Origin of the sequence: Cellulomonas sp., from assembly GCF_036279715.1 — a bacterium.
Lineage (GTDB): Bacteria > Actinomycetota > Actinomycetes > Actinomycetales > Cellulomonadaceae > Cellulomonas_A.
In genome coordinates this window covers 18,418-43,544 of sequence record NZ_DASUIR010000027.1, presented here as the reverse complement: position 1 = coordinate 43,544, position 25,127 = coordinate 18,418, and the positions used below count along the sequence as shown (strand labels likewise).

Here is a 25,127-nt window from a genome sequence, read left to right as displayed (position 1 = left end):
TGCACTGTTTCACGTGAAACGGCGGCCCCGGACCGGCGATGGCGGCACAGGTGCAGACCTGGCTGCGGGTCACGACCCTGACGTGAGCCCGGCGTAGACGCGACCCCTGCGTACGAACGGCAGTCGGGGCGCAGGCGCCCACCGAACGGGGTCATGAGCGTCTTCACGTGACGCGGTGTCCAGAACGGCACGCGCGGCTCTCGCACCCGACGGGCTGCAGGTCACGAGCGCCTCCACGTGAGATGCGCTCGCAACGACGACGGCGGTCCACTCTCTCGAGCACACCGCCGTCGTCGTTTGCGGCTGCTGAAACTCAGTTGCGCAGGAGGCCCGGGTCGTCGGGAGCGAAGCTCTCGAGGATCCGGTTGAGGTCCTGAACCGACGCGAACTCGACGGTCAGCCGCCCGCGCTGCTTGCCCAGGTTGATCTTCACGCGAGTCTCGAAGCGGTCCGAGAGCCGGGTGGCCAGCTCGTCCAGAGCCTCGTTCCGGTCACCGGCCCGTGGCCTCCGCCGGACGGCCGGAGCCGCCGGATCGCCGCCGAGCGAGACGATCTCCTCGACAGCCCGCACTGACAAGCCCTCTGCCACGATCCGCTGAGCGAGCCGCTCGATCGCCGCGCCGTCCTCGAGTCCGAGGAGAGCGCGTGCGTGACCGGCCGACAGCACACCGGCAGCGACGCGTCGCTGGACCAGCGGCGGCAGCCGCAGGAGACGGAGAGTGTTGGAGATCTGCGGACGCGATCGGTGGATCCTGCTCGCGAGCTGCTCATGCGTGCACCCGAAGTCGTCGAGCAGCTGCTGGTAGGCGGCGGCCTCCTCCAGCGGGTTGAGCTGTGCACGGTGCAGGTTCTCGAGCAGCGCGTCGCGCAGCAGGTCCGAGTCCTCGGTGTCACGAATGATCGCGGGGATCGTCGTGAGGCCCGCCGCCTGGGTGGCGCGAAGCCGGCGCTCCCCCATGATCAGCTCGTAGCCCGAGTCCCCATCGGGTCGGACGATGATCGGCTGCAGGACGCCGACCTCGAGGATCGAGCCGACCAGCTCGTCGAGCGCATCCTCTTCGAAGATCGTGCGGGGCTGGCGCGGGTTCGGCTTGATCGAGTCCACGGGAAGCTCAGCGAACCGCGCACCCGGAACGGCGACCAGCCCGTCATCTGCGGGGTAGCCGTTGTCAGCGCCGGCGAGGCTCGCGCTATACGTCGAGGAGTAGCCGTTGCCGGACACTGAGCCGTTGCCGGACACAGGGGCGTGGCTGGACGCGGAGCCGTTGCTAGACGCGGAGCCATTGGCCGACGCGGAGCCGTTGTCGGACGCGGTGCCGTTGGCCGACGCCGAGCCGCCAGCCGATGGTGAACCGTTCGAGGAGCGCAAGCCGTCGCCGGAGACCGCGCCGCCCGTCGTGGGCGAGCCATTGGACGTGCCGGAGCCGTTCAAGGATGACGCGTGGCCAGGCGTCGCGGTGCCGCCCTCGACCGAGGACTCATGGCTCCCCGGAGGTCCCGCCGTTTCACGTGAAACAGCGGCCTCGCCGTTCGCGGTGGCCGTCAGATCGGCGACGCCGTCGGTCGGGAACGTCTCACTGTGCGCATCCCGGCGGTTCTCCGGGAAGAAGACGTCAACGGGACGCTGTGTGTCGGACGACCGCTGCCCGTCAAGTCCCGTCGGGATGAGTGCGCCCAGGCCACGGCCCAGACCACGTCGCTTCTCGCTCACTGCTCCTCCTGATGACTGCCCGCGATGCTGCCGACGACGCTGGGCGAGCCGCCGGCCGTGCCGTTCGTGTGGTTGATGCGATCGCCGCCTGGTGCGGAGAGCGAGATCGCCGACGCTGCTCCGTCGCTGTCGGCCCCGGCGCCTGTGTCCGCGGCCCCGCGCTCGGCCAGCTCGCGCGCGGCTTCGAGGTAGGCCAGGGCCCCTGACGATCCGGCGTCGTAGGTAATGACCGTCTGTCCGTAGCTCGGCGCCTCCGAGATGCGGACGGACCTCGGAACAGAGGTGCGCAGCGTCGTCTCGGGGAAGTGATCGCGAACCTCTTGTGCCACCTGCTGCGCCAAGTTGGTGCGCGCGTCGTACATCGTCAGGAGGATCGTCGAGACGTGCAGACCTGGGTTCAGATGCGCCTGGATCAGCTGGATCGTCTTGAGGAGCTGAGTGAGACCCTCGAGCGCGTAGTACTCGCACTGGATCGGGATCAGGACCTCGCGTCCGACGACGAAGGCATTCACTGTCAGCAGACCCAGGCTCGGGGGGCAGTCGACAAAGACGTAGTCGATCGGCTCCTGACCTGCAGCGATACGACCGGCCAGATATGCGTCGAGTGCCGTCCGGAGCCGAGTCTCCCGCGCCACCATGGAGACGAGCTCGATCTCCGCGCCTGAGAGGTCGATCGTCGCGGGGACGCACCACAAGTTCGGGACGTCAGGACACTCCTGGACGGCGCCCGCCATGGGCGCCTCGTCGACGAGGACCTCATAGATCGATGGTGTGCCGGCATGGTGCGCCACACCGAGAGCCGTCGACGCGTTCCCTTGGGGGTCGTTGTCGAGAACAAGGACGTTCAGTCCTGACTGCGCGAGCGCCGCGGCTACGTTGACGGTGGTCGTCGTCTTGCCGACCCCGCCCTTCTGGTTGGCGACCGTGATGATCCGGGTCTGCGCCGGCCGAGGGAACTTCCGGCCGCGCAGCTGGATCCGACGCGTGGCGTCTGCCTGGATCTGTGCCATCAAAGGCGTGTCTTCATCGGCGTCGGGCAGGCTGTCGACGAGCGCCGCTCGGCGCGCCTCGTCGTCGTGACCGGCTCCATGGATCACGTCGGGCTGACTGGACACGTCCTCGTTCTCTCCTGTGCGGTCGGGCTGAGCAGGCGCAGCATCAGCCGTGAAGGGGCCGGCGCCGACCCCGGCGCTCCCGACCGCCGTCGCCGACCCCGGAAGGTGTTCTGTTTCACGTGAAACACCGGCTGCAACCTCCGACGCCGGTGGCTGGCTCGCCAGAGCACGCGGTGCGCTCGAGAAAGCACTGTGCGCAGCTGCGGAACCGTCGCGACTGGTGCTGTCTGTGGCGCCGAGACCGAAGCGGCCAGCCGCGTCGGGGCCGGAGCGGCCTGCCGCATCGGGGCCCATGGTGTCTGCCTGGTCCGGCCGGCTGGGCAGCTCACCACCGAGAGGCGCCGACGGCTCGTCACCGGCTGCCTCGCGCGCGGGCTCCGTTGAGCCCGCGCTCCACGACCCCCGGTCGGGGCCGACCTGCCCGTTCAGCGACGACCGCGCACTGTCCTCGGGGTGGACCAGGACACCGGGCTCGACCTCAGTACTCCGCGGAGCTCCTGCAGACGGCACCCAGGCGGTCGCGGTGGTGGCGAATGGGCTGGTTGCGGCCTCCCCCGTCAGGGCCTGATCGGCAGAAGGACCGGCGGGCCCGCCAGTGAGGTCGCCGTGATCGCCGACTGCAGTCCCCTCATGTGCGCCTGTTTCACGTGAAACCTCCGGCGAGTCCCCGCGGCTGTCGACAATCACGCCGTCGTCTTCGAAGCCACGCTCCACACCGACGGGGGCCTGCCATGCTCCCGGCGCGAGTGGCTCGGGTGCAACCGCGGAGATCGGCTCCTGCCGCCTCTTCTTCCTACCGAACACCGCGTACTACCTCCCGGACAACCCGCACGACTGTGGTCTCCTCGGCTCCGTCGACCGCACGGACGCTCGCGATCTCGGCGGGTCCGCCGCCCAGCTTTGCGCCCACCCGAGCTGCCGACTCAACCTCCTCGTGCGCCCGGGCTCCCTTCAGCGCGACCAGCACGCCGCCCTTGACAAGGAGCGGGAGAGCCCACCGGTAGAGCCGGTCGAGTGGCGCAACAGCCCGCGCGGTGACCGCCACGCCGGACAGCTCGCGGTGCACATCCTCGGCGCGTGCACGCATGACAACCACGTTCGCAAGGCCCAGCGCCCCGACGACCTCGAGCAGCCAGTCGGTGCGCCTCTCCATCGGGTCAAGGAGCACGACCTCCGCGTCCGGCCGCATCGCCGCAACCACGATCCCGGGAAGGCCAGCGCCCGATCCAAGATCGATGATGCGGCCGGTCTCGGGCAGGAACGGGACGACGACGGCCGAGTTCAGCAGATGTCGCTCCCAGAGCCGGGGAACCTCCCGCGGGCCAACGAGTCCACGACGCACGCCTTCGTCGACGAGCAGGGTGTGGAACGCCGCGATCGCGGGCCAGGAGGCACCGAAGAGGTCAGGGAGCCGGCTGTCGCCCTCCCATGGGTCTACTTCGAGCGCCACGTCGACACGGTCGTCGTGCGTCACGCGGCCTCCCCTTGATGGCATACACACTGGTCAGTCATCGCCCGCGAGGGTTCTCGATGACGAGCACACTCCTGGAGCTGGCGGAACCGCACGCACATGGCCGCGACCGCGGTGCTGCTGAGCCTCGCTCGACTGTCTTCTGGAAGCCCCACCGTACCCTGCGGCCCAGCGGGTACCCGCCCAGGCACACCGCTGTGCACAGGCCTCTCCATTGCTGTTTCACGTGAAACCACGGATCAGCGCGTGTGCCGCATAGTCCTGCACCGCCCGGGCCTCGTGGCTGCGTGGGTCCCGCGCGACCCACGCTCCGCGATCGGCGTGCTCGAGAGCTCGACGCAGGCCAGTCACCTACCGAGACGCCTCGGTTTCACGTGAAACAGGCCCCGATCCGCACATCGGGCGACCGCCGAACCTGGCCCGGGCCCCCGCGTTCGCTCCCGCGAGCTCACCGCGATTCCCGCACCGTTGATCCGCTCACACTGTTCTCCGCCGGCCTCCGCGCCGGCCACGGGAGCGATGGGGCACGAGGCCCACGACCGCCACGCGTGCTCCCCCGACGAACAGCCCCGCAAGGTGCCGGCCGATGGCCTTTCTGATTCCCTGGACGTCGTCACACAGTCGAGGCGCTACACGGCGCGCCGCACAGTCGACCTGACACCCATGGCCAACCGGACACATGCGACTGGCAGTCCACACATCAGTCGCAGCCCGTACACGAACCGAAGTCCACCCATCGGCGGTAGTCCCGCTGACTGTCGGTCCACGTACGAACGGCCGGCTCCTCAGGAGCCGGCCGTTCGCCAGACGATGTGCCCTGCGTCGAGTCTCAGGACGCGCGAATCACCACGTGTCGCGCCGGCTCCACGCCCTCCGAGTCGCTGACGAGCCCTGCGGCCGCCACCGTGTCATGCACCACCTTGCGCTCGAACGGGTTCATCGGCGCGAGCGCCACCGGCGCCCCGGACTCCTGCACCCGGGCGATCGCCTCTTCTGCCACAGCGACCAGCTCGGTCCGACGCTCGGCCCGGTAGCCGGCGATGTCGAGCATCAAACGGCTCCGCTCCCCCGTCTTCGCCTGCACGGCGAGCCGCGTGAGCTCCTGAAGGGCGTCCAGGACCTCCCCGTCCGCGCCGACGAGGCGTCGCAGCGCACGCTCCGAGTCGGGCTCAGCCACGATCTCCACCGCGGCACGACCGTGGTCGACGTCGATGTCGATGTCACCGTCCAGGTCGGCGATGTCGAGCAGCTCCTCGAGGTAGTCGGCAGCGATCTCGCCTTCCTCCTCGAGCCGGCTGGTGGGGTTCTCCTCGCCGGGGACGATCTCGTTCTCTACGGATGACGGCATGGGTGCTCCTCGGGATGCGGCTCGTTGCCGGTGGGTGAGCGTTACTTCTTGGGCTTGCGTGGTGCTGCTGCAGCCGGGGGCGTCTGGTCTCCGTCGGTGGAGGACTGACCCTTGGCTGTGCTGCTCGGTGCCGTGCTGCCCGCGGAAGCGGTCGACCCAGTCTTCGCCGTCGAGCCGTCCGCCGGTCGCGGCTTGGCGCGGTCCTTGCGCTTCGGCTGGACGCGCTGACCTCGCGGCTTGTCATCAATGACGGGACCGTCGGCCACCGCCAGCTCCAGGCCCGACTGATGAGCCTTACGGGCCTGTCGTGCCTTCATGGCGGCCTCGGCCGCCGATCCTGGCGCGGGCATCCGGCGGATCGTGTAGAACTGCTGGCCCATCGACCACAGGTTCGTCGTCGTCCAGTAGAGCAGCACGCCGATCGGGAAGTTGACGCCCGAGAAGGCGAAGATCAGCGGCATCAAGTACAGGAGCATCTTCTGCTGCTGCGCCATCGGGCCCTCGAGCGCGGCGGGCGGCATGTTCTTCATGGTCAGCTGCCGCTGCGTCAGGAAGGTCGTCAAGGACATGGCGAGGATGAGCACGATCGTGACGATCTTGACGGTCGTCCCGCCGTCCTTCGACATGAAGTAGCCCGACAGCGGCGCACCGAAGATCGTGGCGTGCTCTACCTGCCCCGCGGTGGCGGCATCGAGCGGGCCGATCGACGACTTCGGGTAGGTGCCCGTCGACAGCTTCGGCAGCGAGTACAGGACCCGGAACAGCGCGAAGAAGATGGGCGACTGGGCGAGGATCGGCAGGCACGATGCGAACGGGTTGGTGCCGTGCTTCTTGTACAGCTCCATCGTCTCGCGGCTCATCGCCTCGCGGGACGCGGGGTCGGACTTGCCCTTGTACTTCTTCTGGATCGCCTGCATCTCAGGGCTGAGCATCTGCATGCCCCGGGACGCCTTGATCTGCTTGACGAACAGCGGGATTAGCACGATCCGGATGACGATCACGAGGCCGACGATCGACAGCCCCCATGCAGCGCCGGAGGCCGGGTCCAGGCCGATCGCTGTGAGCAGCGTGTGGAACTGGACCATGATCCAGGCCACCGCGACCATGATCGGGTAGAGCAGGCCGTCAAACCACGACATGTGGCAGAGCTCCTCGTTCGGTGATCAGGACGTGGCCGAGGCCACGTGATGGTGATGACGCTGCCGGTCCTGCGCAGGCGGGACGTCGTCGACGCCCCCGGCGCTCCAGGGATTGCAGCGCAGCAAGCGCCAGGCCGCGAGCCCGGTTCCCCGGATCGCGCCGTGCCGGGTGATCGCGATCACCGCGTACTGCGAGCACGAAGGGTAGTACCGGCACGTCGGAGGTCTCATCGGGGAGATGAAGAGCTGGTAGCCGCGGATCAGCAGGAGCAGGACGCGGCCCGGGAACCGGACCACGGCGCGTGCGACCGAGCCCATCGAGACGTGGGTCATGGGATGACCGCTCATGCCCGCACCGGACGCCTCGACCGACGGGCGGCTGTCTCGAGTGCTGCGTCCAGGTCCGCGCCGAGGTCGAGGTACGGGCGTGTTGCCGCGGGACCGAGCGCACGCACGACCACGCCCGCATCGACCGGGATCGAGCCGAGCCGGGCACGCACGAGCGCACGGAGCCGCCGCTTGACCTTGTTCCGCGTCACGGCGTTCCCGATGGACTTGGACACGACAAGACCGACCACCGGACCAGGTCCGGGGTCGGTCCGTGTCGCGAGGTGCACCACGAGCGAGTCACGCCCACCGCGCGCACCACGCCGCACCGCCTGCTCGAACTCCGCAGGGCGGCGCATCCGGTGCGCTGCTGGCAGCACCGGAGCAGGCGTCAGGCCGAGAGCTCTTCGCGACCCTTGCGCCGACGAGCGGCGAGGATCGCGCGGCCTGCGCGTGTGCGCATACGCAGACGGAAGCCGTGGGTCTTGGCCCGGCGCCGGTTGTTCGGCTGGAACGTGCGCTTGCTCACGAGTCTCTCCAACTACTTCGGGGCATCGATCGCGCACAGGTACGCGACCAGGTCTGAGTGCCGAGCTCGACTGCTCCGGATCACCACGCCGCATGTCAGCACGCAGCGCTTGATTCCGGCGCCAGGGCGCGCCAGCAGGAGCCATCAGGAAGGCTTGGCAACGCTACGCCGGACGACCGTGCCCGGTCAAATGCCGGACGACTCGGGGGGACCGCCAGCACGCCTCACGCCGACGACTACCGTCACCAAGGCTTCCATGCCCGCTCGGCGCAGAGCTACACCGACACGCGCACCGGTCCCACATCACCCGTGCGGACTATCGCAGGGCTGTGCACAGGCGGCTACGCTTGCCCGTCGTCACCCTCCTCGCGGCGCGGTGCCTGCCTTCTCGGTACGACGCATCGGCCGCGGTCCACCGGTCGTGCCGTCCCTACCATGGGTTTGCCGGTCGCCGCACACAGGCTGTGGACAAAGGTGTGGATCACGCACAGCCGTGCGAAACTCGACCACGCGAGCGCCGACGGGTAGTGAGGGAAAACGTGTCATCACAGGACGATCAGCCGGTCCGCGTCTGGGCGCAGGCGGTCGCTGAGCTCGAGCACAGCCCGGACATCACGCCGCGACAGATCGCCTTCGTGAAGCTGGCCAAGCCGCTCGGCCTCCTCGACGGCACCATGCTCCTGGCGGTCGGCAACGACCTGACGAAGGAGTACCTCGAGACGCGCGTGCGCACCGAGGTCACCGAAGCTCTGACGTCGGCCCTGGGCCGCGAGGGACGTTTCGCCATCACGATCGATGTCGACCTGGCCTCGGACGAGCCCGCCATCGCCGCGCCCCGGCCCACCGCCTCCCATGAGGTCGAGCGTGCGCACGACGCACCGAGCTCGCGCGACACCACCTACGACGACGACGAGGACGAACGACACTCCCAGGACTCCCAGCCGTTCCGCCCGGGGTCCGGACGGCGACCGTCGAGCCCGTTGGAGCCCGCGCGGCTCAACAAGAACTACCAGTTCGAGACCTTCGTCATCGGCTCGTCCAACAGGTTCGCGCACGCCGCCGCGGTCGCTGTCGCCGAAGCTCCCGCGAAGGCCTACAACCCGCTGTTCATCTACGGGGACTCGGGGCTCGGCAAGACGCACCTGCTCCACGCCATCGGGCACTACGCACAGAACCTCTACCCGTCGGTGCGCGTCAGGTACGTGAACTCCGAGGAGTTCACGAACGACTTCATCAACTCGATCCGCGACGACAAGGCCGGTGCGTTCCAGCGCCGCTACCGCGAGGTCGACGTCCTCCTCATCGACGACATCCAGTTCCTGCAGGGCAAGGAACAGACGATGGAGGAGTTCTTCCACACGTTCAACACCCTGCACAACGCCAACAAGCAGGTCGTCATCACGTCCGACCTGCCGCCCAAGCAGCTCAACGGCTTCGAGGACCGGATGCGCTCGCGCTTCGAGTGGGGCCTGATCACCGACGTCCAGCCCCCGGACCTCGAGACGCGCATCGCGATCCTGCGCAAGAAGGCCGGCAACGAGCGCCTCAAGGCGCCGGACGACGTGCTCGAGTACATCGCGTCCAGGATCTCGACGAACATCCGTGAGCTCGAGGGTGCCCTGATCCGGGTCACGGCCTTCGCCAACCTCAACCGCCAGCAGGTCGACCGTCCGCTCGCCGAGATCGTGCTCAAGGACCTCATCACCGACGGCACGGCCGCGGAGATCACCTCCACGGCGATCATCGGTCAGACCGCCGCATACTTCGGTCTCACCATCGAGGACCTCTGTGGTTCCTCGCGCTCCCGCGTCCTCGTGACCGCACGACAGATCGCGATGTACCTGTGCCGTGAGCTCACGGAGCTCTCGCTGCCGAAGATCGGCCAGGCGTTCGGTGGCCGCGACCACACGACAGTCATGCACGCGAACCGCAAGATTCGCGAGCTCATGGCTGAGCGCCGCAGCATCTACAACCAGGTGACCGAGCTGACCAACCGGATCAAGCAGCAGAACCGCAGCTGATCAGCTCCTTCCCCCACGAATGACATTCCCTCCGTGGCGCCATCTTCAGGTCCGACACGGGGCACTGAGTCGCGCCTGGAAAGCGGCGTCGCCGCACGCTCCCCCACGGGCAACCCTTGACATCGGCTTGAGAGAGGCGTGGGACGAATATTCACACCTGTGTACAGACCTGTGGACAACGGTGGACGACACGCCGATACCGTGTGGACAGAGGACCCCTTGTCGGTGGACGACAGATGAACGTCGGATGCTCGTCCACCGGCCTCATGACTTGTCCCCGGTCCGTGCACACTCATCGTCCACACCCGAATCACACGATGACCTGCGACTCGACCCGTCATCCCCAGGATTCACAAAGGCGAAGACGACGATGAGACTTCTCTCATGGGGAAATCCACACACCAGCGAAGAGAGAACGACGGCCGGCCCAGCCAGACGCTCGGACAACACGATCCAGGACGCTCCCCAGCAGGTACCAGCGCTGTGTCCACTCGCGTAGTGTTCGCTCCGACCTGTGCGTCGATGTCGCGCCGGCACTGCACGCTGAGGATCAGGCTTCCCGTCTGGTCGCCGTGCGTGGGCAGCCAGCTCAACCGACGCGTCACGATGGACCGAGAGGTGGGGCATGAAGTTTCGAGTCGAGCGTGACGTCCTCGCGGAAGCCGTCACGTGGACAGCTCGTAGTCTTCCGACCCGCCCGCCCGTCCCCGTCCTAGCCGGTGTGCGCATCGAGGCGCGCAGCGACGGGACGCTCCAGCTGTCGAGCTTCGACTACGAGGTGTCGGCTCGCTCCGAGATCGCGGCCGACGTGAGCGAGCCCGGCACGGTCCTGGTCTCGGGTCGTCTTCTGGCCGAGATCTCCCGTGCGCTGCCTGCGAAGCCCGTCGATGTCGTCCTCGAGGGCACCAAGGTCACCGTGACGTGCGGCGCGAGCCGTTTCACGCTCCTGACGATGCCGGTCGAGGACTACCCCGCGCTGCCGGTCATGCCCGCCGTCACCGGCACGGTCGACGGCGACGCCCTCACGCACGCGGTCACCCAGGTGACGGTTGCGGCGAGCCGGGACGACACGCTGCCGCTGCTGACAGGGGTGCGCGTCGAGATCGAGGGCGAGAAGATCACGCTGCTCGCGACCGACCGCTACCGCCTCGCGCTGCGCGAGCTCACGTGGCACCCGACGTCCCCGGACATCTCCCAGGTCGCGCTCGTCCGCGCGAAGACGCTGTCCGACGCGGCCAAGTCGCTCGGCTCCGCGGGTTCCGTGAACATCGCACTCTCGACCGGTCAGGGTGTCGACCTCATCGGGTTCGAGGCGGGCGGCCGTCACACGACGTCGCTCCTCGTCGACGGCGACTACCCGGCCGTGCGCCGGTTGTTCCCGGACGAGACCCCGATCCACGCCGTCGTGCTCACGCAGTCCCTCACGGACGCGGCCAAGCGGGTCGCGCTGGTCGCCGAGCGCAACACACCGATCCGGCTGTCGTTCAGCGACGGGCAGGTCGTGCTGGACGCGGGCCAGGGTGACGACGCCCAGGCGTCGGAAGCCCTCGAGGCGACCCTCGTCGGCGACGACATCTCGGTCGCGTTCAACCCCCAGTTCCTGCTCGACGGGCTGGGAGCGTTGACGACGCCGTTCGTGCGGATGTCGTTCACGCACCCGAACAAGCCGGTCGAGTTCACCGGGCAGGAGTCGCTCGAGGGCGACGACCTCCCGGAGTACCGCTACCTCTTGGTGCCCATCCGGTTCGCGAGCTGAGGCTCGCGGCGCCAGGCTGGACGCGTGATCGGTCCGTTCCGTCGCCCGGACGGTCCACGGGAGTGACGTCGGGCGACGTCGAGCAACGAGAGGCACACTCATGCACATCGGTCTGATCGGGCTCGGCAAGATGGGTGCGAACATGCGTGAGCGCCTGCGCGCCGGCGGCATCGAGGTCACCGGGTTCGACCGCAATCCGGCGGTGACCGACGTGGCGACGCTCGGCGACCTCGTCGCGGCGCTGCCGGCCGGCGAGCGCATCGTGTGGGTCATGGTGCCGGCCGGTGACATCACCCGCGGTGTCGTCTCCGAGCTCGCGAGCCTCCTGCAGTCCGGTGACCTCGTCATCGAGGGTGGCAACTCGCACTACACGGACGACGCCCCGAACGCGGAGCTGCTCGCCCAGCACGGCATCGGCTACGTCGACGCGGGTGTCTCGGGCGGCGTGTGGGGACTGGCCAACGGCTACGGGCTCATGGTCGGCGGCGAGGAGGCCGACGTCGCGCGGGCGATGCCCGTCTTCGACGCGTTGCGCCCGGAGGGCCCCCGTGCCGAGGGATTCGTCCACGCGGGGAACGTCGGCGCAGGTCACTACGCCAAGATGATCCACAACGGCATCGAGTACGGCCTGATGCAGGCCTATGCCGAGGGCTACGAGCTGCTCGTCGCGAAGGACATCGTCAAGGACGTCCCGGGAACCCTGAAGGCCTGGACGCGCGGGACGGTCGTCCGGTCCTGGCTCCTAGACCTCCTGGTCAAGGCGCTCGAGGAGGACACCGAGCTGGCCGCGATCGAGGACTGGGTCGAGGACTCGGGCGAGGGCCGCTGGACGGTCGACGAGGCCATCGACGCCGCAGTCCCGCTGCCGGTCATCTCGGCCGCACTGTTCGCGCGGTTCACGTCGCGCCAGGGGGCCTCCCCCGCGATGAAGGCGGTCGCCGCCCTGCGCCAGCAGTTCGGCGGCCACGCGACCAAGCCGGCGACGCTCTCGAGCTGACCGTGATCCCCACCCACAACCCGTCCGTCTGAGCTCGAGCATGTATGTCTCGCACCTCTCGCTGACCGACTTCCGCTCGTACGCCCAGGTCGAGCTGCCGCTCGACGCGGGCGTCACCGCGCTGGTCGGACCCAATGGCCAGGGCAAGACCAACCTCGTCGAGGCCATCGGCTATGTCGCGACGCTCGCCAGCCACCGGGTTCCGTCGGATGCGGCCCTCGTCCGGTCGGGTGCCTCGCGCGCGGTCATCAGGACGAGGATCGTGCGGGAGCACGGGCGCGCGGACGGTTTCGGCCGTGCCGCCGGTGCCGAGACCACGAGCCGCACGAGCCTCGTGGAGATCGAGATCACCCCGGGCAAGGCGAACCGCGCCCGGGTCAACGGTGGGTCGCCCGGCCGGGCCCGCGACGTCCTCGGACTCCTGCGCACGGTCCTCTTCGCCCCCGAGGACCTCTCTCTCGTCAAGGGCGACCCCGACGGCCGGCGCCGGTTCCTCGACGAGCTCGCCGTCCTCGTGACCCCGAGGCTCGCCGGGGTCCTCGGTGACTACGACCGGGTGCTGCGCCAGCGCGGCGCTCTCCTCAAGTCCGCGTCGGCGGCCGTGCGGGGGTCGCGCGGGGCCGCCGACCTGCGCACGCTCGACGTCTGGGACGCCAAGCTCGCCCAGGCCGGCGCCCAGGTCATCGTCGCGCGCCGACAGATCGTCGCTGCGCTGGCGCCGTACGTCGCGCAGGCGTACGAGCAGGTCAGCGCGGGCCAGGGCGAGGCGGTCATCGGCTACCGGTCCTCGCTCGACGTCGAGCTCGACCGCGCCGACGAGCAGGGACGCGGCCCGACGGCTCCCGGCGAGCCCGGCCCGACGGTGCCGCGTGAGCCGAACGGGTCGACGCGGCTGGTCGAGGCCCAGCTGCTCGAGGCGATGGGCCACCTGCGTCCCAAGGAGATCGAGCGGGGGGTGTGCCTCGTGGGCCCGCACCGGGACGACCTCGTCCTGACGCTCGGCGGGTTGCCCGCGAAGGGGTACGCCAGCCACGGGGAGTCGTGGTCGTTCGCGCTCGCGCTCCGGCTCGCGTCGTACACGCTGCTCACGCGGGGGCCCGACGCCGCCGCCGCGGGGACCGGCACGGGCGACGACTCCGGGACGGACCTATGGATGGCTGACTGGGGCGAGGACGGTGAGCCGGTCCTGATCCTCGACGACGTGTTCGCCGAGCTCGACGTCCGTCGCCGGGACCGTCTGGCCGAGCTCGTCGCGCCGGCGCGGCAGGTGATCGTCACTGCGGCCGTCCCGGGGGACGTGCCCGAGCAGCTCGCCGGTGCCCGTGTCGACGTCATGGGTGGCGAGGTCGCGCGTGTCCTCTGACGAGACCGGCGCAGACCTGCCCGGGACCGACTCGGCGGACGCCGACACAGCCGACCGGGTGCCCCGACCGGTCACGGACCCGCCCGACGGCGCGCCCGTCGGAGCGTTCATCGAGCTGACGCCACCCGGCAGCGTCGCCCGCGCAGCCCTCGAACGCGCGAAGGCGGGGGCGAAGTCGCGAGGCATCTACCCGGGCCAGGCCGCCAAGCGTCGATCACCCCTCGACCCGCCGCGCGGTTCCCCCGGTCGCGACGGTCGCGATCCTCAGCCGGTCGCCGACACGCTCGCGCGGCTGCTGCGGGACCGTGGCTGGGTCCAGGAGGTGTCGGTCGGCGGTGTGATCGGTCGCTGGCGGGACGTCATGGGCGACCAGATCGCGGATCACTGCGAGCCCGAGACCTTCGACGCCGGGATCCTCACGGTGCGGACCGACTCGACGGCGTGGGCCACCCAGGTCCGCCTCCTCGTCCCGCAGCTCTTGCGCCGGCTCGCGGACGACGTCGGCGAGGACGTGGTGCGTGAGATCCACGTGGTCGGGCCGGCCGGTCCGGGGTTCAAGCGAGGTCCACGCTCCGTCCCGGGACGGGGTCCTCGCGACACCTGGGGCTGACCCTGGGGATGACACGGGAGCTGACGCCACTGACGACCCCGCGAACGACCCCGCGTCACAGGGTGTGAAGAGCGGGCCCGGCGCGCTTCGCCAGGTAGACTGTGAAGGTCATTCCTGGCGCGTCTGTGCCTGGAACTCCAGCGAAGTGGAGTGATCCGCTCTCTGACACCTCAGAGGGCCGCCCCATTCGCGTGTGAGACCTTGAGGAGTACCACCGCCCGTGGCCGAGAAGAGCGCTTCCACCGGATCTGTCGCCAGCGAAGGCGCTCCCCCCGCATCATCGAACGGCGGCTACGACGCGAGTGCGATCACCGTTCTCGAGGGCCTCGACGCCGTCCGCAAGCGGCCTGGCATGTACATCGGGTCGACGGGCGCGCGCGGGCTGCACCACCTGGTCTATGAGGTGGTCGACAACTCGGTCGACGAGGCGCTCGCCGGGTACTGCGACCACATCGAGGTGACGCTCCTCGCGGACGGCGGCGTCCGCGTCGTCGACAACGGTCGCGGCATCCCGGTCGACATCGTCAAGTCCGAGGGCAAGCCGGCCATCGAGGTCGTCCTGACCGTCCTGCACGCAGGCGGAAAGTTCGGCGGGGCCGGCTACGCCGTCTCGGGCGGGTTGCACGGTGTCGGCGTCTCCGTCGTGAACGCGCTGTCGTCGCGCCTCGACGTCGAGGTCCGTCGGCAGGACTCGGTGTGGCGTCAGAGCTACCGCGACGGAGTCCCGCAGGCGCCGCTCGCGCAAGGCGAAGAGGCCGACCACACCGGCACGACCATCACGTTCTGGGCGAGCGACGCCGTCTTCGAGACCACGACCTACGACTTCGAGACGCTGCGTTCGCGCTTCCAGCAGATGGCCTTCCTCAACAAGGGCCTGCAGATCTCGCTCACCGACGAGCGCCCGGAGCACACGGGCACCGAGGACGAGATCGCGCGGCCGGACAGCGTGGAGCGCGACGCTGACAACCTCGGGGCACCCGCGAGCCTGCGCACCGTGACCTACCGGTACGAGGGCGGGCTCATCGACTACGTCCGCCACCTGAACTCGGCGAAGAAGGTCGAGGTGATCCACCCCGAGATCATCGACTTCGAGTCCGAGGACAAGGAGCGGCGCATCTCGGTCGAGATCGCCCTGCAGTGGACCAACGCGTACTCCGAGTCCGTCCACACCTACGCGAACACGATCGCAACGACCGAGGGCGGCACGCACGAGGAGGGCTTCCGTGCGGCGATGACCTCGCTCATGAACCGCTATGCGCGCGAGAAGACGATCATCAAGGAGAAGGACGAGAACCTCACGGGTGACGACATCCGCGAGGGCCTGACGGCCGTCCTGTCGATCAAGCTCGGCGAGCCGCAGTTCGAGGGCCAGACGAAGACGAAGCTCGGCAACACCGAGGCCAAGACGTTCGTCCAGAAGGTCGTCAACGAGCAGCTCGGGGCGTGGCTCGACGCGCACCCCACCGAGGCGCGCGACGTCATCCGCAAGTCGATCCAGGCCGCAGCCGCGCGGATGGCCGCGCGCAAGGCGCGGGAGGCGACGCGGCGCAAGGGCCTGCTCGAGTCGGGCGGCATGCCGGGCAAGCTCCGCGACTGCCAGTCGAACCGGCCCGAGGAGTGCGAGATCTTCATCGTCGAGGGCGACTCGGCCGGTGGCTCGGCGGTGCGCGGGCGCAACCCGCGCACGCAGGCGATCCTCCCGCTGCGCGGAAAGATCCTCAACGTGGAGCGCGCGCGGCTCGACCGGGCGCTCGGCAACATGGAGATCCAGGCGCTCATCACGGCGTTCGGCACCGGGATCGGCGAGGACTTCGACCTCGCGAAGCTGCGCTACCACAAGATCGTCCTCATGGCCGATGCCGACGTCGACGGCCAGCACATCTGCACGCTGCTGCTCACGCTGCTCTTCCGGTACATGCGCCCGCTCATCGAGAGCGGCAACGTGTTCCTCGCGCAGCCGCCGCTGTACCGCATCAAGTGGACGAACGCGCCGCACGACTACGTGTACTCCGACCGCGAGCGTGACCAGTTCCTCGTCGAGGGACAGGCCGCCGGCAAGCGGATCCCCAAGGAGAACGCGATCCAGCGCTACAAGGGTCTCGGTGAGATGGACTACTCGGAGCTGTGGGAGACCACGATGTCGCCCGAGCACCGCACGCTGCTGCAGGTCAACCTCGACGACGCCGCCGCGGCCGACGAGACCTTCGCGATCCTCATGGGTGAGGACGTCGAGGCCCGCCGGTCCTTCATCCAGCGCAACGCCAAGGACGTGCGCGTCCTCGACATCTGAGGACGCGCCCCTTGACGCCCCCGCGCCCACCGAGCCGCACAGCTAAGGACCTGATCCGTGACTGACCTTCCCACCGACATCGAGCACGGCGACATCGAGCAGGTCGACCTGCAGCTCGAGATGCAGCGGTCGTACCTGGACTACGCGATGTCCGTCATCGTGGGTCGTGCGCTGCCCGACGTGCGCGACGGGCTCAAGCCCGTCCACCGCCGCGTGCTCTACGCGATGTACGACGGCGGCTACCGCCCGGACCGGCAGTTCTCCAAGTGCACGCGCGTCGTCGGCGACGTCATGGGCAAGTTCCACCCGCACGGCGACACGTCGATCTACGACGCGCTCGTGCGCCTGGTCCAGGACTGGTCGATGCGCTACCCGCTCGTGTCCGGGCAGGGGAACTTCGGCTCCCCCGGCAACGACCCCGCGGCCGCGCCCCGGTACACGGAGTGCCGGATGGCTCCGCTGTCGATGGAGATGGTCCGTGACATCAACGAGGACACCGTCGACTTCCAGGACAACTACGACGGGCGCACGCAGGAGCCGGTCGTGCTGCCCTCGCGGTTCCCGAACCTCCTGGTCAACGGGTCGTCGGGCATCGCGGTCGGCATGGCGACGAACATCCCCCCGCACAACCTGCGCGAGGTCGCCGAGGGTGTCCTGTGGCACCTCGACCATGCCGAGGCGACGCACGAGGAGCTCCTCGAGGCGCTGATCCAGCGGATCAAGGGCCCGGACTTCCCCACCGGCGCGACGATCCTCGGGCACCGGGCCATCGAGGACGCGTACCGCACGGGCCGCGGCTCGATCATCATGCGCGCGGTCGTCGAGGTCGAGGAGATCCAGGGGCGCATCTGCCTCGTCGTCTCCGAGCTGCCTTACCAGGTCAACCCCGACACGCTCGCGCTGAAGATCGCGGACCTCGTCAAGGAGGGTCGCGTCACCGGTATCGCGGACATCCGCGACGAGACGTCGGGCCGCACGGGCCAGCGACTCGTGATCGTGCTCAAGCGCGACGCCGTCGCCAAGGTCGTGCTCAACAACCTCTACAAGCACACCCAGCTGCAGGAGACGTTCGGCGCGAACATGCTCGCGCTCGTCGACGGGGTCCCGCGCACGCTGAGCATCGATGCGTTCGTCCGCCACTGGGTCACGCACCAGCGCGAGGTCATCGTCCGTCGCACGCGCTACCGCCTGCGCGAGGCCGAGGAGCGGGCGCACATCGTGCGCGGCTACCTCAAGGCCCTCGACATGCTCGACGAGGTCATCGCCCTGATCCGTGCGTCGGCGACAGTCGACGACGCGCGTGAGGGACTGATGGAGCTCCTCGACGTCGACGACGTCCAGGCGCGCGCGATCCTCACCCTCCAGCTGCGCGCGCTCGCCGCGATGGAGCGTCAGCGCCTGACGGACGAGTTCGCCGCACTGCAGGCCAAGATCGCCGACTTCCAGGAGATCATCGCCTCGGACGCCCGCCAGCGCGGGATCGTCAAGGACGAGCTCGCGGAGATCGTCGAGAAGTACGGCGACGAGCGCCGCACCCAGATCCTCCCGTTCAGCGGGGAGGTCTCGATCGAGGACCTCATCGCCGAGGAGGAGATGGTCGTCACCATCACGCGCGGCGGTTACGTCAAGCGCACCCGCAGCGACAACTACCGGGCCCAGCACCGCGGTGGCAAGGGTGTGCGCGGCGCGCAGCTGCGCGAGGACGACATCGTCGACCACTTCTTCGTCACGACGACGCACCACTGGCTGCTGTTCTTCACGAACCTCGGCCGCGTCTACCGGTCCAAGGCGTACGAGCTGCCCGAGGGCGGCCGGGACGCCAAGGGTCAGCACGTCGCGAACCTGCTCGCGTTCCAGCCCGGCGAGAAGATCGCGCAGGTCCTGGACCTGCAGAGCTACGAGCAGGCGGAGTACCTGGTCCTGGCGACGCTGCGGGGCCTGGTCAAGAAGACGCGGCTGAGCGAGTACGACTCGACACGCTCGGGTGGCGTCATCGCGATCAACCTGCGCGAGGACGAGGACGGCCTGCCCGACGAGGTCGTCTCGGCGTGCATCGTCAACTCGACCGACGACCTGATCCTCGTCTCGCGCAAGGGGCAGTCGATCCGCTTCACGGCGAACGACGAGGCGCTGCGCCCGATGGGTCGCGCGACGTCCGGCGTCACCGGCATGAAGTTCCGCACCGAGGACCAGCTGCTCGCGATGGATGTCGTGCGCGACGGGTCGTTCCTCTTCACGGTCACCGAGGGGGGCATCGCCAAGCGCACGGCCCTCACCGTCGAGAACTACCGGGTCCAAGGTCGAGGCGGCCTCGGCATCAAGGTGGCGAACCTGCCGGAGGCGAACGGCGACCTCGTAGGAGCCCTGGTCACGGACGAGGACGACGAGGTTCTCGTGATCATGGAACGCGGGAAGATCGTGCGGTCGGCCGTCAGCGAGGTCAACGCGACCGGGCGCGCGACACAGGGCGTGATCTTCGCCAAGCCCGAGAACAACGACCGGATCATCGCCGTCGCTCGCAACATCGAGCGACACCTCGGCGACGATGCCGGTACCGTGGTCGACGAGACCGCGTCGTCGGACGTGTCAGCGGATGCGCCGGCGGCCTCCCCGCAGCCCGTGCCGGAGGACCCGACAGGCGCTGAGTCATCCCCGCAGGAGGATGCATGAGCACTGAGCCCGCTCCCCCGTCGATCCCGCCGCGCAACCGGCCGACCGGGCCGGTGAGCCGACCCGCCGCGTCGAGCGCAGGTGCGCCCCCCGGCACGCCGACGAGCGGACCGGCCACGCTGCGGCCCGCCGGGTCCGAGCCGATCGACGAGGGCGTCACGTTCGCTCCGCGGCCGGCGCGCGGCCCCGCGGCCGTCCGGCCGTCCGGCTCGACCTCGGCGCCGGTGCCGAGCGCGTCAGCGCCGGTCGATGTGGACGACGCCCCCTCGCCGCTGCAGGTCGCGGTCGGCTCCGTCACCACGTCGCTCAAGAAGGCCGCTGCCGCCACCTCGGCCGCGATCGGCTCGGCCACGCACTCCCGCACCGAGGAACCCACCATGACCGGCACGACGCACACCGCCCCGCCGCGAGCGTCGGGCACGCCCGCTCCCCGTCCGACGACGGGCCGGATCCCCACGGTGTCCGCGACCGGTGCACCCCGCCGAGTCCGGCTTGCTGTCTCGCGCATCGACCCGTGGTCGGTGATGAAGCTGTCGTTCCTGCTGTCGGTGGCGCTCGGGATCATCCTCGTCGTCGCGGCGGCAGTGATCTGGTTCGCACTGGACGGCATGCACGTCTTCGCGCAGATCGACACGCTCGTCAAGGAGGTGCTCGGTGCGGAGAGCAACGTCGACATCCTCCAGTACGTCTCCTTCAGCCGGATCCTCTCGGCCGCGACACTCATCGCCGTCGTCGACGTGTTCCTGCTGACGGCGCTCTCGACCATCGCCGCATTCCTCTACAACATCACCGCCGCGCTGGTCGGTGGGGTGCACCTGACGATGACCGACGAGTAAGGCCGACCGCGTTTGGGCGGCATGGCTCGACTGGGGTAGTCTCGACCGGCGCGCCCCGCCCAGCGTGGTGCGCATACGGGCCTATAGCTCAGACGGTTAGAGCGCTTCCCTGATAAGGAAGAGGTCACAGGTTCAAGTCCTGTTAGGCCCACTCCCGACCCGTGGGGGACCGATGAAGAAGCTGCTTCTCCTGATGGCAGTTGCGGCAGTCGGCTATGTCGCGTGGCAGCAGTACTCGCAGAACCAGGACGACCGGGATCTGTGGGCAGAGGTCACCGACACGTTCGAGTGATCCACCGCTCTAGGGGCCATGGCGCAAGTGGTAGCGCACCTGCTTTGCAAGCAGGGGGTTAGGGGTTCGAGTCCCCTTGGCTCCACCCATACTCCGCGGGTCGCAGGTTCCCGTCACACCATCTAGACCCTCACACCATCGTCTGTGCGACGGCGTCGGCGTGCTGGCCGGCAACCGCGTCACAACTCATGGCGTGCGCACAGGTCGTTCTGGGCCGGCTCCGACCCGGGAGGTAGAAGATCAAGCCTGGGCGTTCTGTCAGGTGACGCCCAGGTCGGACTCAGACGACGCACGTACCGTCCGGGGTATGGCTCTCTGGTTCACGCTCGTCATGACGAAGGCTGCCGCGGCGCTCAGCCGCCGGCTCGGCCTGGGCGTCGGACAGGCCTTCCCTGGACTGGTCGCCGAGCGCCTGTACCCGCGGCTGGCGGGACGGCTCGCCGCGGGGTTGCCCCACGGCGTCATCCTCGTGACCGGGACCAACGGCAAGACGACCACGACCATGCTGATCGCGGCGGCCCTCCGGGCGAACGGCGAGCGGGTGCTCACGAACAGCACCGGGTCGAACCTCAAGCGGGGGATCACAGCGGCGCTGCTGGCTGCCGCGAGCCTGCGGGGAACCGTGCAGGAGACGATCGGGCTGTTCGAGGTCGACGAGGCCAGCCTTCGACTGGTCGCCGCAGACCTGAACCCGACGGACATCGTGGTGCTCAACCTGTTCCGGGACCAGCTCGACCGCTACGGGGAGCTCGACGTGACCGCCGGGCTGATCGCCGACGGGATCGCGGCGACGACCGCCCGGCTGCACCTCAATGCCGACGACCCGCTGGTGACCAGCCTGAGCCGGTACGCCGCGCGGCCCGAGCTGGTGACCTACTTCGGTGTCGAGGCACGCTCGATGACCGGGACGGGCCAGGGGGTCGCGGACTCCGAACGATGCCCTGTGTGCGGCGCGCGCCTGGAGTTCAGCCGGGTCTTCTACGCACACATCGGCCACTACCGGTGCCCCCACGGGGACTTCGCCCGCCCCCGCCCCCGCGTCGCGCTGACCGATGTGCAGGCGGCCGACGCCACCGGATCGCGCTTCACGGTGGAGGTCGACGGACGGTCTACCGAGCTGACCCTGCCGCTGGCCGGCAGCTACAACCTGTCGAACGCCCTCGCCGCGGTCAGCGTCGCGCACGCGCAGGGGATCGACGCGGCGGTCCTGGCGGAGCCCCTGGCCGCAGTCAGTGCCGCCTTCGGCCGGGCCGAGGTGTTCGAGCTTGCCGGCCGGAGGGTCCATGTCCTGCTCGCCAAGAACCCCGTCGGCCTCGCGCGTGTGCTCGAGACGTTCGTCAGCCCCCTGCCCGCGCCGCGCCTCCTCTTCGCGATCAGCGATCTTCGCGCTGACGGGCGGGACGTCTCCTGGCTGTGGGACGTGCCGCTGGGCACCCTCGTGCCCGCCGGCTCGACCGTCCTGACGACGGGGACCCGCGGCGCCGACATGTCGCTGCGCCTGCACTACGACGGCATCGCGTCGGACGAGCTGGAGGACGTCGAACGTGCCGTGGACAGGCTCGTCCGGGAGACGCCGGTCGGTGGTGACGCCTACATCCTGCCCACCTACACGGCCATGCTGAAGATCCGTGCGCTGCTGACCAGCGGCGGCGCACTGAGCCTCACCGCCGCATGAGCGCGCGGGTCGTCATCGCGCACCTGTATCCCGACGACATGAACATCTACGGCGACGTCGGCAACGTCATCGCGCTGCGTCGGCGACTCGAGTGGCGAGGCATCGACGTGGAGGTGCGGTCGGTCGAGGTGGGCAGCCCCTTCGACTTCGCCGGCGTCGACATCGTCTTCGGCGGCGGTGGGCAGGACTCGGGTCAGCAGGTCGTCGCCGAGGACCTGCTCGCGCGCGGCGACGACCTGCGCAGCCTCGCGGCCGGAGGCACCCCGATGCTCGTGGTCTGCGGGACGTACCAGCTGTTCGGCAGCAGCGTCGTCACGGCCGACAGCGCGGCGCTCGACGGCATCGGCATCTTCGGTGCCCGCACCGTGGCGGGCGCCTCGCGTCTCGTCGGCAACATCGTCGTCGACAGCCCCTTCGGCCGGCTGGTCGGGTTCGAGAACCACTCCGGGCAGACGATCCTCGACCCCGGGCAGGACGCTCTCGGCACGGTGACCTCAGGCTTCGGGAACGACCGCGCGAGCCAGCGGGAGGGCGCCAGGACCGGCAACGTGATCGGGACCTATCTGCACGGCCCCGTCCTGCCGAAGAACCCGCACCTCACCGACCACCTGTTGCGCGTCGCGCTCGAGCGTCGCTGCGGCCCGACGGAGCTCGCGCCGATCCCCGACGACCTGGAACGGCGAGCGGCCGACTCCGCGGCGGCCCGCCCGAGGTAGTCAGCTCGCGTCGGGCTCGGTCCGCGCCGCCGCTGCCCGCCGACGTCTGACCTGCCACACCGCCACGAGCGCCAGGACGACGACGAGGGCGATCAGGGCGGCATCGCGCCCGATGGTCCGTTCGACCTGGGCGTACGAGTTGGCCGCCAGGTAGCCCACGAGCACGACGACGGTTCCCCAGACGATCCCGCCCGCGGCGTTGAACGGCAGGAACATGCGGTACGGCATCTTCGCTGCGCCGGCGAGCGCGGGCATCACGGCCCGGAAGAACGCGACCCACCGGCCGAGCAGGACTGCGACGCCACCGCGGCGCGCCAGGAGGGTCTGAGCGGTCTGCAGGCGCTCTCGGTGCTTCGCGAACACCCGCAGGTCGAGCAGCCGGGTGCCCCAGTGCTTGCCGACCTCGTACCCGACGCTGTCACCCACGATCGCGGCCGTGACGACCACGATCGCGACGACGAGCACCGACGCGTGCCCGCGGCTCGCGGCGACACCCCCGAGGATCGCGACGGTCTCCCCCGGGACCACGAACCCGACGAAGAGCGCGTCCTCAGCGAAGACGACGAGACCGACCACCAGGTAGACGATCCAGCCGGGCGCGCCGAGGATGTTGTCGAGGACAGCGCTCATCCTGACGCGCCCGCTACCTCTCGGCCGTCAGACGGTCTCGTCCGGGCTCTCCGGGGCGACGTCGGCAGCCTCGACTGCGTCGGACTCTGCGGTGTCGATCGACTTGGGCACCGAGCGCCGGGTCGTGACCTTCTTCGCGGCGTCCGCGACCTTCTCGGTCAGGTCCTCGCGGGCCTCGCTGACCTTCTCCGTGAGCTCTTCAGCGGCGGCGGTCACCTTGTCGGCGGCCTTGCGCGTCGCCTCGCGGCTCTTCGCGACCGTCGCGCCGGCGACCTCGCCGACAGTCTCGGCAGCGTCGCCGACCTTCACGGTCAGGTCCTCGCGGGCCTCGTGGGCGCGGGCACGCAGCGTCTCGGTGCTGTGTCCCGACTCGGTGGCGGGCTCCCAGGGCTCTGCCCACGGGTCCTCGGTCGACCGGGTCCGGGTCCAGGCGGCGACGGCCGCGCCGATGCCGGCGATGAGCGCGAAGAACCAGAAGGCGTTCCGACCCGTGTGCCTCTTCTTCTCGGACACGGCGGCCTCGGCGGCTGCGGCAGCTGCCGCGACGGCCGCGGGGGCGGTGGCGGCCTTGTCGGCGGCCTTCTCGACGGCGGCACCCGCACGCTCGGCGGCCTCGTTGATCGCCGCCACGAGGCGCGGGAGCAGGTCGTCGACGAGCTTGTCGTGGGCGGTGTCGATGGCCGGTGCGGCCTTCTCGGCGGCCTTCTCGACGCGCGGCGCCGCAGCCTTCACGCTCTCCTTGTACAGCTGCTCGATCCGCGGGACGAGCCACTCGATCGCAGCCTCGACGCGCGGCGTCGACCACTCCTTGGCCTGGCCTGCAGCCTCGGCGGCGTGCGTCGCGGCTTCGCCGGCGTGAACCTTCGCGCTCGCTGCGAGCTCCGCGGCGTGCTCCTTGATCCGCTCGGTGTCCACCTGGTCGAGCGTCGGGCGACGGATGCTGAAGGTCATGTCCACTCCCGTGTTGTGCGGCTGGCGTCCTGAGGTCCCACTCTGCCACCACGCGCGGGCGCGCGCAGGGTCCCGGCGCACGTCACGGGTGCGCGGATGCCGTGCGGGACGACCTAGAGTCGGGCTCATGTCGTCGTCCGCCACCTCGTCCCCCGACTCGTCGACCCTCACCCCTGCCACCTCGTACCCCCGGTCGGCGGCGGACGCCACCGCCGCGACGGTCGTCGAGATGTGGACCGACGGCGCCTGCAAGGGCAACCCGGGTGTCGGCGGGTGGGGTGTCTGGATGCGGTCGGGCACCCACGAGCGCGAGCTCTTCGGGGGCGAGGAGGACACGACCAACAACCGCATGGAGCTCACGGCGGTGATCGAGGGTCTGCGTGCCCTCACGCGGCCGTGCACGGTGATCCTCAACATCGATTCGCAGTACGTCATGAAGGGCATGACCTCGTGGCTCGCGGGCTGGAAGCGCAACGGCTGGCGCACGGCCGACAAGAAGCCGGTCAAGAACGCCGAGCTGTGGCAGGCCCTCGACACCGAGGTCGCGCGGCACACCATCACCTGGCAGTGGGTCAAGGGGCACGCGGGCGACGTGGGGAACGAGCGGGCGGACGAGCTCGCCAACCGCGGCGTGGACCAGGTCAGGGAGCGACGCGGCTGACGGGTCGTGAAACACTGCT

At 69.5% G+C, this 25,127-nt stretch carries 22 protein-coding genes and 2 tRNA genes; 14 read left to right on the top strand and 10 right to left on the bottom strand.

Annotation, left to right across the window (positions count from 1 at the left end; genetic code table 11):
* Nucleotides 1-313 precede the first annotated feature (313 nt).
* From VFW79_RS02710 to rpmH, 8 genes are all read right to left on the bottom strand, one after another.
* Nucleotides 314-1,711: a ParB/RepB/Spo0J family partition protein gene (locus VFW79_RS02710; protein ID WP_329675769.1), complete on the bottom strand. Its 1,398-nt coding sequence runs from the start codon at nucleotides 1,709-1,711 to the stop codon at nucleotides 314-316.
* Nucleotides 1,708-2,826 carry a ParA family protein gene (locus VFW79_RS02705; RefSeq protein ID WP_329675768.1) on the bottom strand — a complete coding sequence of 373 codons (1,119 nt, stop codon included), beginning with the start codon at nucleotides 2,824-2,826 and terminating at the stop codon, nucleotides 1,708-1,710. The genes VFW79_RS02710 and VFW79_RS02705 overlap by 4 nt, the downstream gene beginning before the upstream one ends.
* A gap of 793 nt (nucleotides 2,827-3,619) precedes the next feature.
* Nucleotides 3,620-4,300 (bottom strand): 16S rRNA (guanine(527)-N(7))-methyltransferase RsmG, encoded by a 681-nt coding sequence (rsmG, locus tag VFW79_RS02700; RefSeq protein ID WP_329675767.1) that lies wholly within the window; start codon nucleotides 4,298-4,300, stop codon nucleotides 3,620-3,622.
* Nucleotides 4,301-5,126: 826 nt separating this feature from the next.
* Nucleotides 5,127-5,645 (bottom strand): protein jag, encoded by a 519-nt coding sequence (locus VFW79_RS02695; protein ID WP_329675766.1) that lies wholly within the window; start codon nucleotides 5,643-5,645, stop codon nucleotides 5,127-5,129.
* A 41-nt stretch (nucleotides 5,646-5,686) separates the two neighbouring features.
* On the bottom strand, nucleotides 5,687-6,784 hold the full coding sequence (yidC, locus tag VFW79_RS02690; protein WP_329675765.1) for a membrane protein insertase YidC: 1,098 nt from the start codon (nucleotides 6,782-6,784) through the stop codon (nucleotides 5,687-5,689).
* A gap of 24 nt (nucleotides 6,785-6,808) precedes the next feature.
* Nucleotides 6,809-7,132 (bottom strand): membrane protein insertion efficiency factor YidD, encoded by a 324-nt coding sequence (gene yidD, locus VFW79_RS02685; protein WP_414647844.1) that lies wholly within the window; start codon nucleotides 7,130-7,132, stop codon nucleotides 6,809-6,811.
* Nucleotides 7,129-7,491, bottom strand: coding sequence for a ribonuclease P protein component (gene rnpA / locus VFW79_RS02680; protein WP_329675764.1), 363 nt, complete (start codon nucleotides 7,489-7,491; stop codon nucleotides 7,129-7,131). The genes yidD and rnpA overlap by 4 nt, the downstream gene beginning before the upstream one ends.
* Nucleotides 7,492-7,502: 11 nt before the next feature.
* A complete protein-coding gene (gene rpmH / locus VFW79_RS02675; RefSeq protein ID WP_109131294.1) occupies nucleotides 7,503-7,640 on the bottom strand; it encodes a 50S ribosomal protein L34 in 138 nt (45 codons plus the stop codon).
* Nucleotides 7,641-8,179: 539 nt separating this feature from the next.
* On the opposite strand from rpmH, the gene dnaA reads away from it, so the two are divergent.
* The 13 genes from dnaA to VFW79_RS02610 all read left to right on the top strand — a co-directional run bounded on the left by dnaA (nucleotide 8,180) and on the right by VFW79_RS02610 (nucleotide 22,866).
* Nucleotides 8,180-9,661 (top strand): chromosomal replication initiator protein DnaA, encoded by a 1,482-nt coding sequence (gene dnaA / locus VFW79_RS02670; protein WP_329675763.1) that lies wholly within the window; start codon nucleotides 8,180-8,182, stop codon nucleotides 9,659-9,661.
* Nucleotides 9,662-10,286: 625 nt separating this feature from the next.
* Entirely contained in the window at nucleotides 10,287-11,417 is a 1,131-nt protein-coding gene (gene dnaN / locus VFW79_RS02665; protein ID WP_329675762.1) for a DNA polymerase III subunit beta, read from the top strand.
* Between the two features lie 100 nt (nucleotides 11,418-11,517).
* Nucleotides 11,518-12,414 (top strand): phosphogluconate dehydrogenase (NAD(+)-dependent, decarboxylating), encoded by an 897-nt coding sequence (gnd, locus tag VFW79_RS02660; RefSeq protein ID WP_329675761.1) that lies wholly within the window; start codon nucleotides 11,518-11,520, stop codon nucleotides 12,412-12,414.
* A gap of 40 nt (nucleotides 12,415-12,454) precedes the next feature.
* Complete coding sequence (recF, locus tag VFW79_RS02655) at nucleotides 12,455-13,777, top strand: DNA replication/repair protein RecF (protein WP_329675760.1); 1,323 nt, start codon at nucleotides 12,455-12,457, stop codon at nucleotides 13,775-13,777.
* A complete protein-coding gene (locus tag VFW79_RS02650; RefSeq protein ID WP_329675759.1) occupies nucleotides 13,767-14,387 on the top strand; it encodes a DUF721 domain-containing protein in 621 nt (206 codons plus the stop codon). The genes recF and VFW79_RS02650 overlap by 11 nt, the downstream gene beginning before the upstream one ends.
* Before the next feature lie 307 nt (nucleotides 14,388-14,694).
* Entirely contained in the window at nucleotides 14,695-16,677 is a 1,983-nt protein-coding gene (gene gyrB, locus VFW79_RS02645) for a DNA topoisomerase (ATP-hydrolyzing) subunit B (protein WP_329675781.1), read from the top strand.
* Nucleotides 16,678-16,734: 57 nt separating this feature from the next.
* Nucleotides 16,735-19,347, top strand: a complete 2,613-nt coding sequence (gene gyrA, locus VFW79_RS02640; protein ID WP_329675758.1) for a DNA gyrase subunit A — start codon at nucleotides 16,735-16,737, stop codon at nucleotides 19,345-19,347.
* Entirely contained in the window at nucleotides 19,344-20,183 is an 840-nt protein-coding gene (locus VFW79_RS02635; RefSeq protein ID WP_329675757.1) for a DUF3566 domain-containing protein, read from the top strand. The genes gyrA and VFW79_RS02635 overlap by 4 nt, the downstream gene beginning before the upstream one ends.
* A 77-nt stretch (nucleotides 20,184-20,260) precedes the next feature.
* Nucleotides 20,261-20,334: transfer RNA gene (locus tag VFW79_RS02630), tRNA-Ile, on the top strand.
* 21 nt (nucleotides 20,335-20,355) lie between these two features.
* Nucleotides 20,356-20,475 (top strand): DLW-39 family protein, encoded by a 120-nt coding sequence (locus VFW79_RS02625; protein ID WP_242448289.1) that lies wholly within the window; start codon nucleotides 20,356-20,358, stop codon nucleotides 20,473-20,475.
* 12 nt (nucleotides 20,476-20,487) lie between these two features.
* Nucleotides 20,488-20,560 (top strand) — tRNA-Ala (locus tag VFW79_RS02620).
* A 222-nt stretch (nucleotides 20,561-20,782) separates the two neighbouring features.
* Nucleotides 20,783-22,150 carry a MurT ligase domain-containing protein gene (locus VFW79_RS02615; RefSeq protein ID WP_329675756.1) on the top strand — a complete coding sequence of 456 codons (1,368 nt, stop codon included), beginning with the start codon at nucleotides 20,783-20,785 and terminating at the stop codon, nucleotides 22,148-22,150.
* On the top strand, nucleotides 22,147-22,866 hold the full coding sequence (locus VFW79_RS02610) for a glutamine amidotransferase (RefSeq protein WP_329675755.1): 720 nt from the start codon (nucleotides 22,147-22,149) through the stop codon (nucleotides 22,864-22,866). The genes VFW79_RS02615 and VFW79_RS02610 overlap by 4 nt, the downstream gene beginning before the upstream one ends.
* On the opposite strand, the gene VFW79_RS02605 is transcribed toward VFW79_RS02610, so the two are convergent.
* Nucleotides 22,867-23,496 carry a DedA family protein gene (locus VFW79_RS02605; RefSeq protein ID WP_329675754.1) on the bottom strand — a complete coding sequence of 210 codons (630 nt, stop codon included), beginning with the start codon at nucleotides 23,494-23,496 and terminating at the stop codon, nucleotides 22,867-22,869.
* A gap of 27 nt (nucleotides 23,497-23,523) precedes the next feature.
* Nucleotides 23,524-24,447 (bottom strand): hypothetical protein, encoded by a 924-nt coding sequence (locus tag VFW79_RS02600; protein WP_329675753.1) that lies wholly within the window; start codon nucleotides 24,445-24,447, stop codon nucleotides 23,524-23,526.
* Between the two features lie 229 nt (nucleotides 24,448-24,676).
* On the opposite strand from VFW79_RS02600, the gene rnhA reads away from it, so the two are divergent.
* Entirely contained in the window at nucleotides 24,677-25,108 is a 432-nt protein-coding gene (gene rnhA, locus VFW79_RS02595) for a ribonuclease HI (protein ID WP_329675780.1), read from the top strand.
* The last annotated feature ends 19 nt before the right edge of the window (nucleotides 25,109-25,127 follow it).

Coding starts and splice junctions, on each gene's coding strand:
- rnhA (WP_329675780.1), top strand. CDS start 24,677: ATGTGGACCGACGGCGCCTGCAAGGGCAACCCGGGTGTCGGCGGGTGG.
- VFW79_RS02615 (WP_329675756.1), top strand. CDS start 20,783: ATGGCTCTCTGGTTCACGCTCGTCATGACGAAGGCTGCCGCGGCGCTC.
- dnaN (WP_329675762.1), top strand. CDS start 10,287: ATGAAGTTTCGAGTCGAGCGTGACGTCCTCGCGGAAGCCGTCACGTGG.
- VFW79_RS02600 (WP_329675753.1), bottom strand. CDS start 24,447: ATGACCTTCAGCATCCGTCGCCCGACGCTCGACCAGGTGGACACCGAG.
- VFW79_RS02610 (WP_329675755.1), top strand. CDS start 22,147: ATGAGCGCGCGGGTCGTCATCGCGCACCTGTATCCCGACGACATGAAC.
- yidD (WP_414647844.1), bottom strand. CDS start 7,132: ATGAGCGGTCATCCCATGACCCACGTCTCGATGGGCTCGGTCGCACGC.
- yidC (WP_329675765.1), bottom strand. CDS start 6,784: ATGTCGTGGTTTGACGGCCTGCTCTACCCGATCATGGTCGCGGTGGCC.
- VFW79_RS02695 (WP_329675766.1), bottom strand. CDS start 5,645: ATGCCGTCATCCGTAGAGAACGAGATCGTCCCCGGCGAGGAGAACCCC.
- recF (WP_329675760.1), top strand. CDS start 12,455: ATGTATGTCTCGCACCTCTCGCTGACCGACTTCCGCTCGTACGCCCAG.
- VFW79_RS02625 (WP_242448289.1), top strand. CDS start 20,356: ATGAAGAAGCTGCTTCTCCTGATGGCAGTTGCGGCAGTCGGCTATGTC.
- gnd (WP_329675761.1), top strand. CDS start 11,518: ATGCACATCGGTCTGATCGGGCTCGGCAAGATGGGTGCGAACATGCGT.
- VFW79_RS02605 (WP_329675754.1), bottom strand. CDS start 23,496: ATGAGCGCTGTCCTCGACAACATCCTCGGCGCGCCCGGCTGGATCGTC.
- VFW79_RS02635 (WP_329675757.1), top strand. CDS start 19,344: ATGAGCACTGAGCCCGCTCCCCCGTCGATCCCGCCGCGCAACCGGCCG.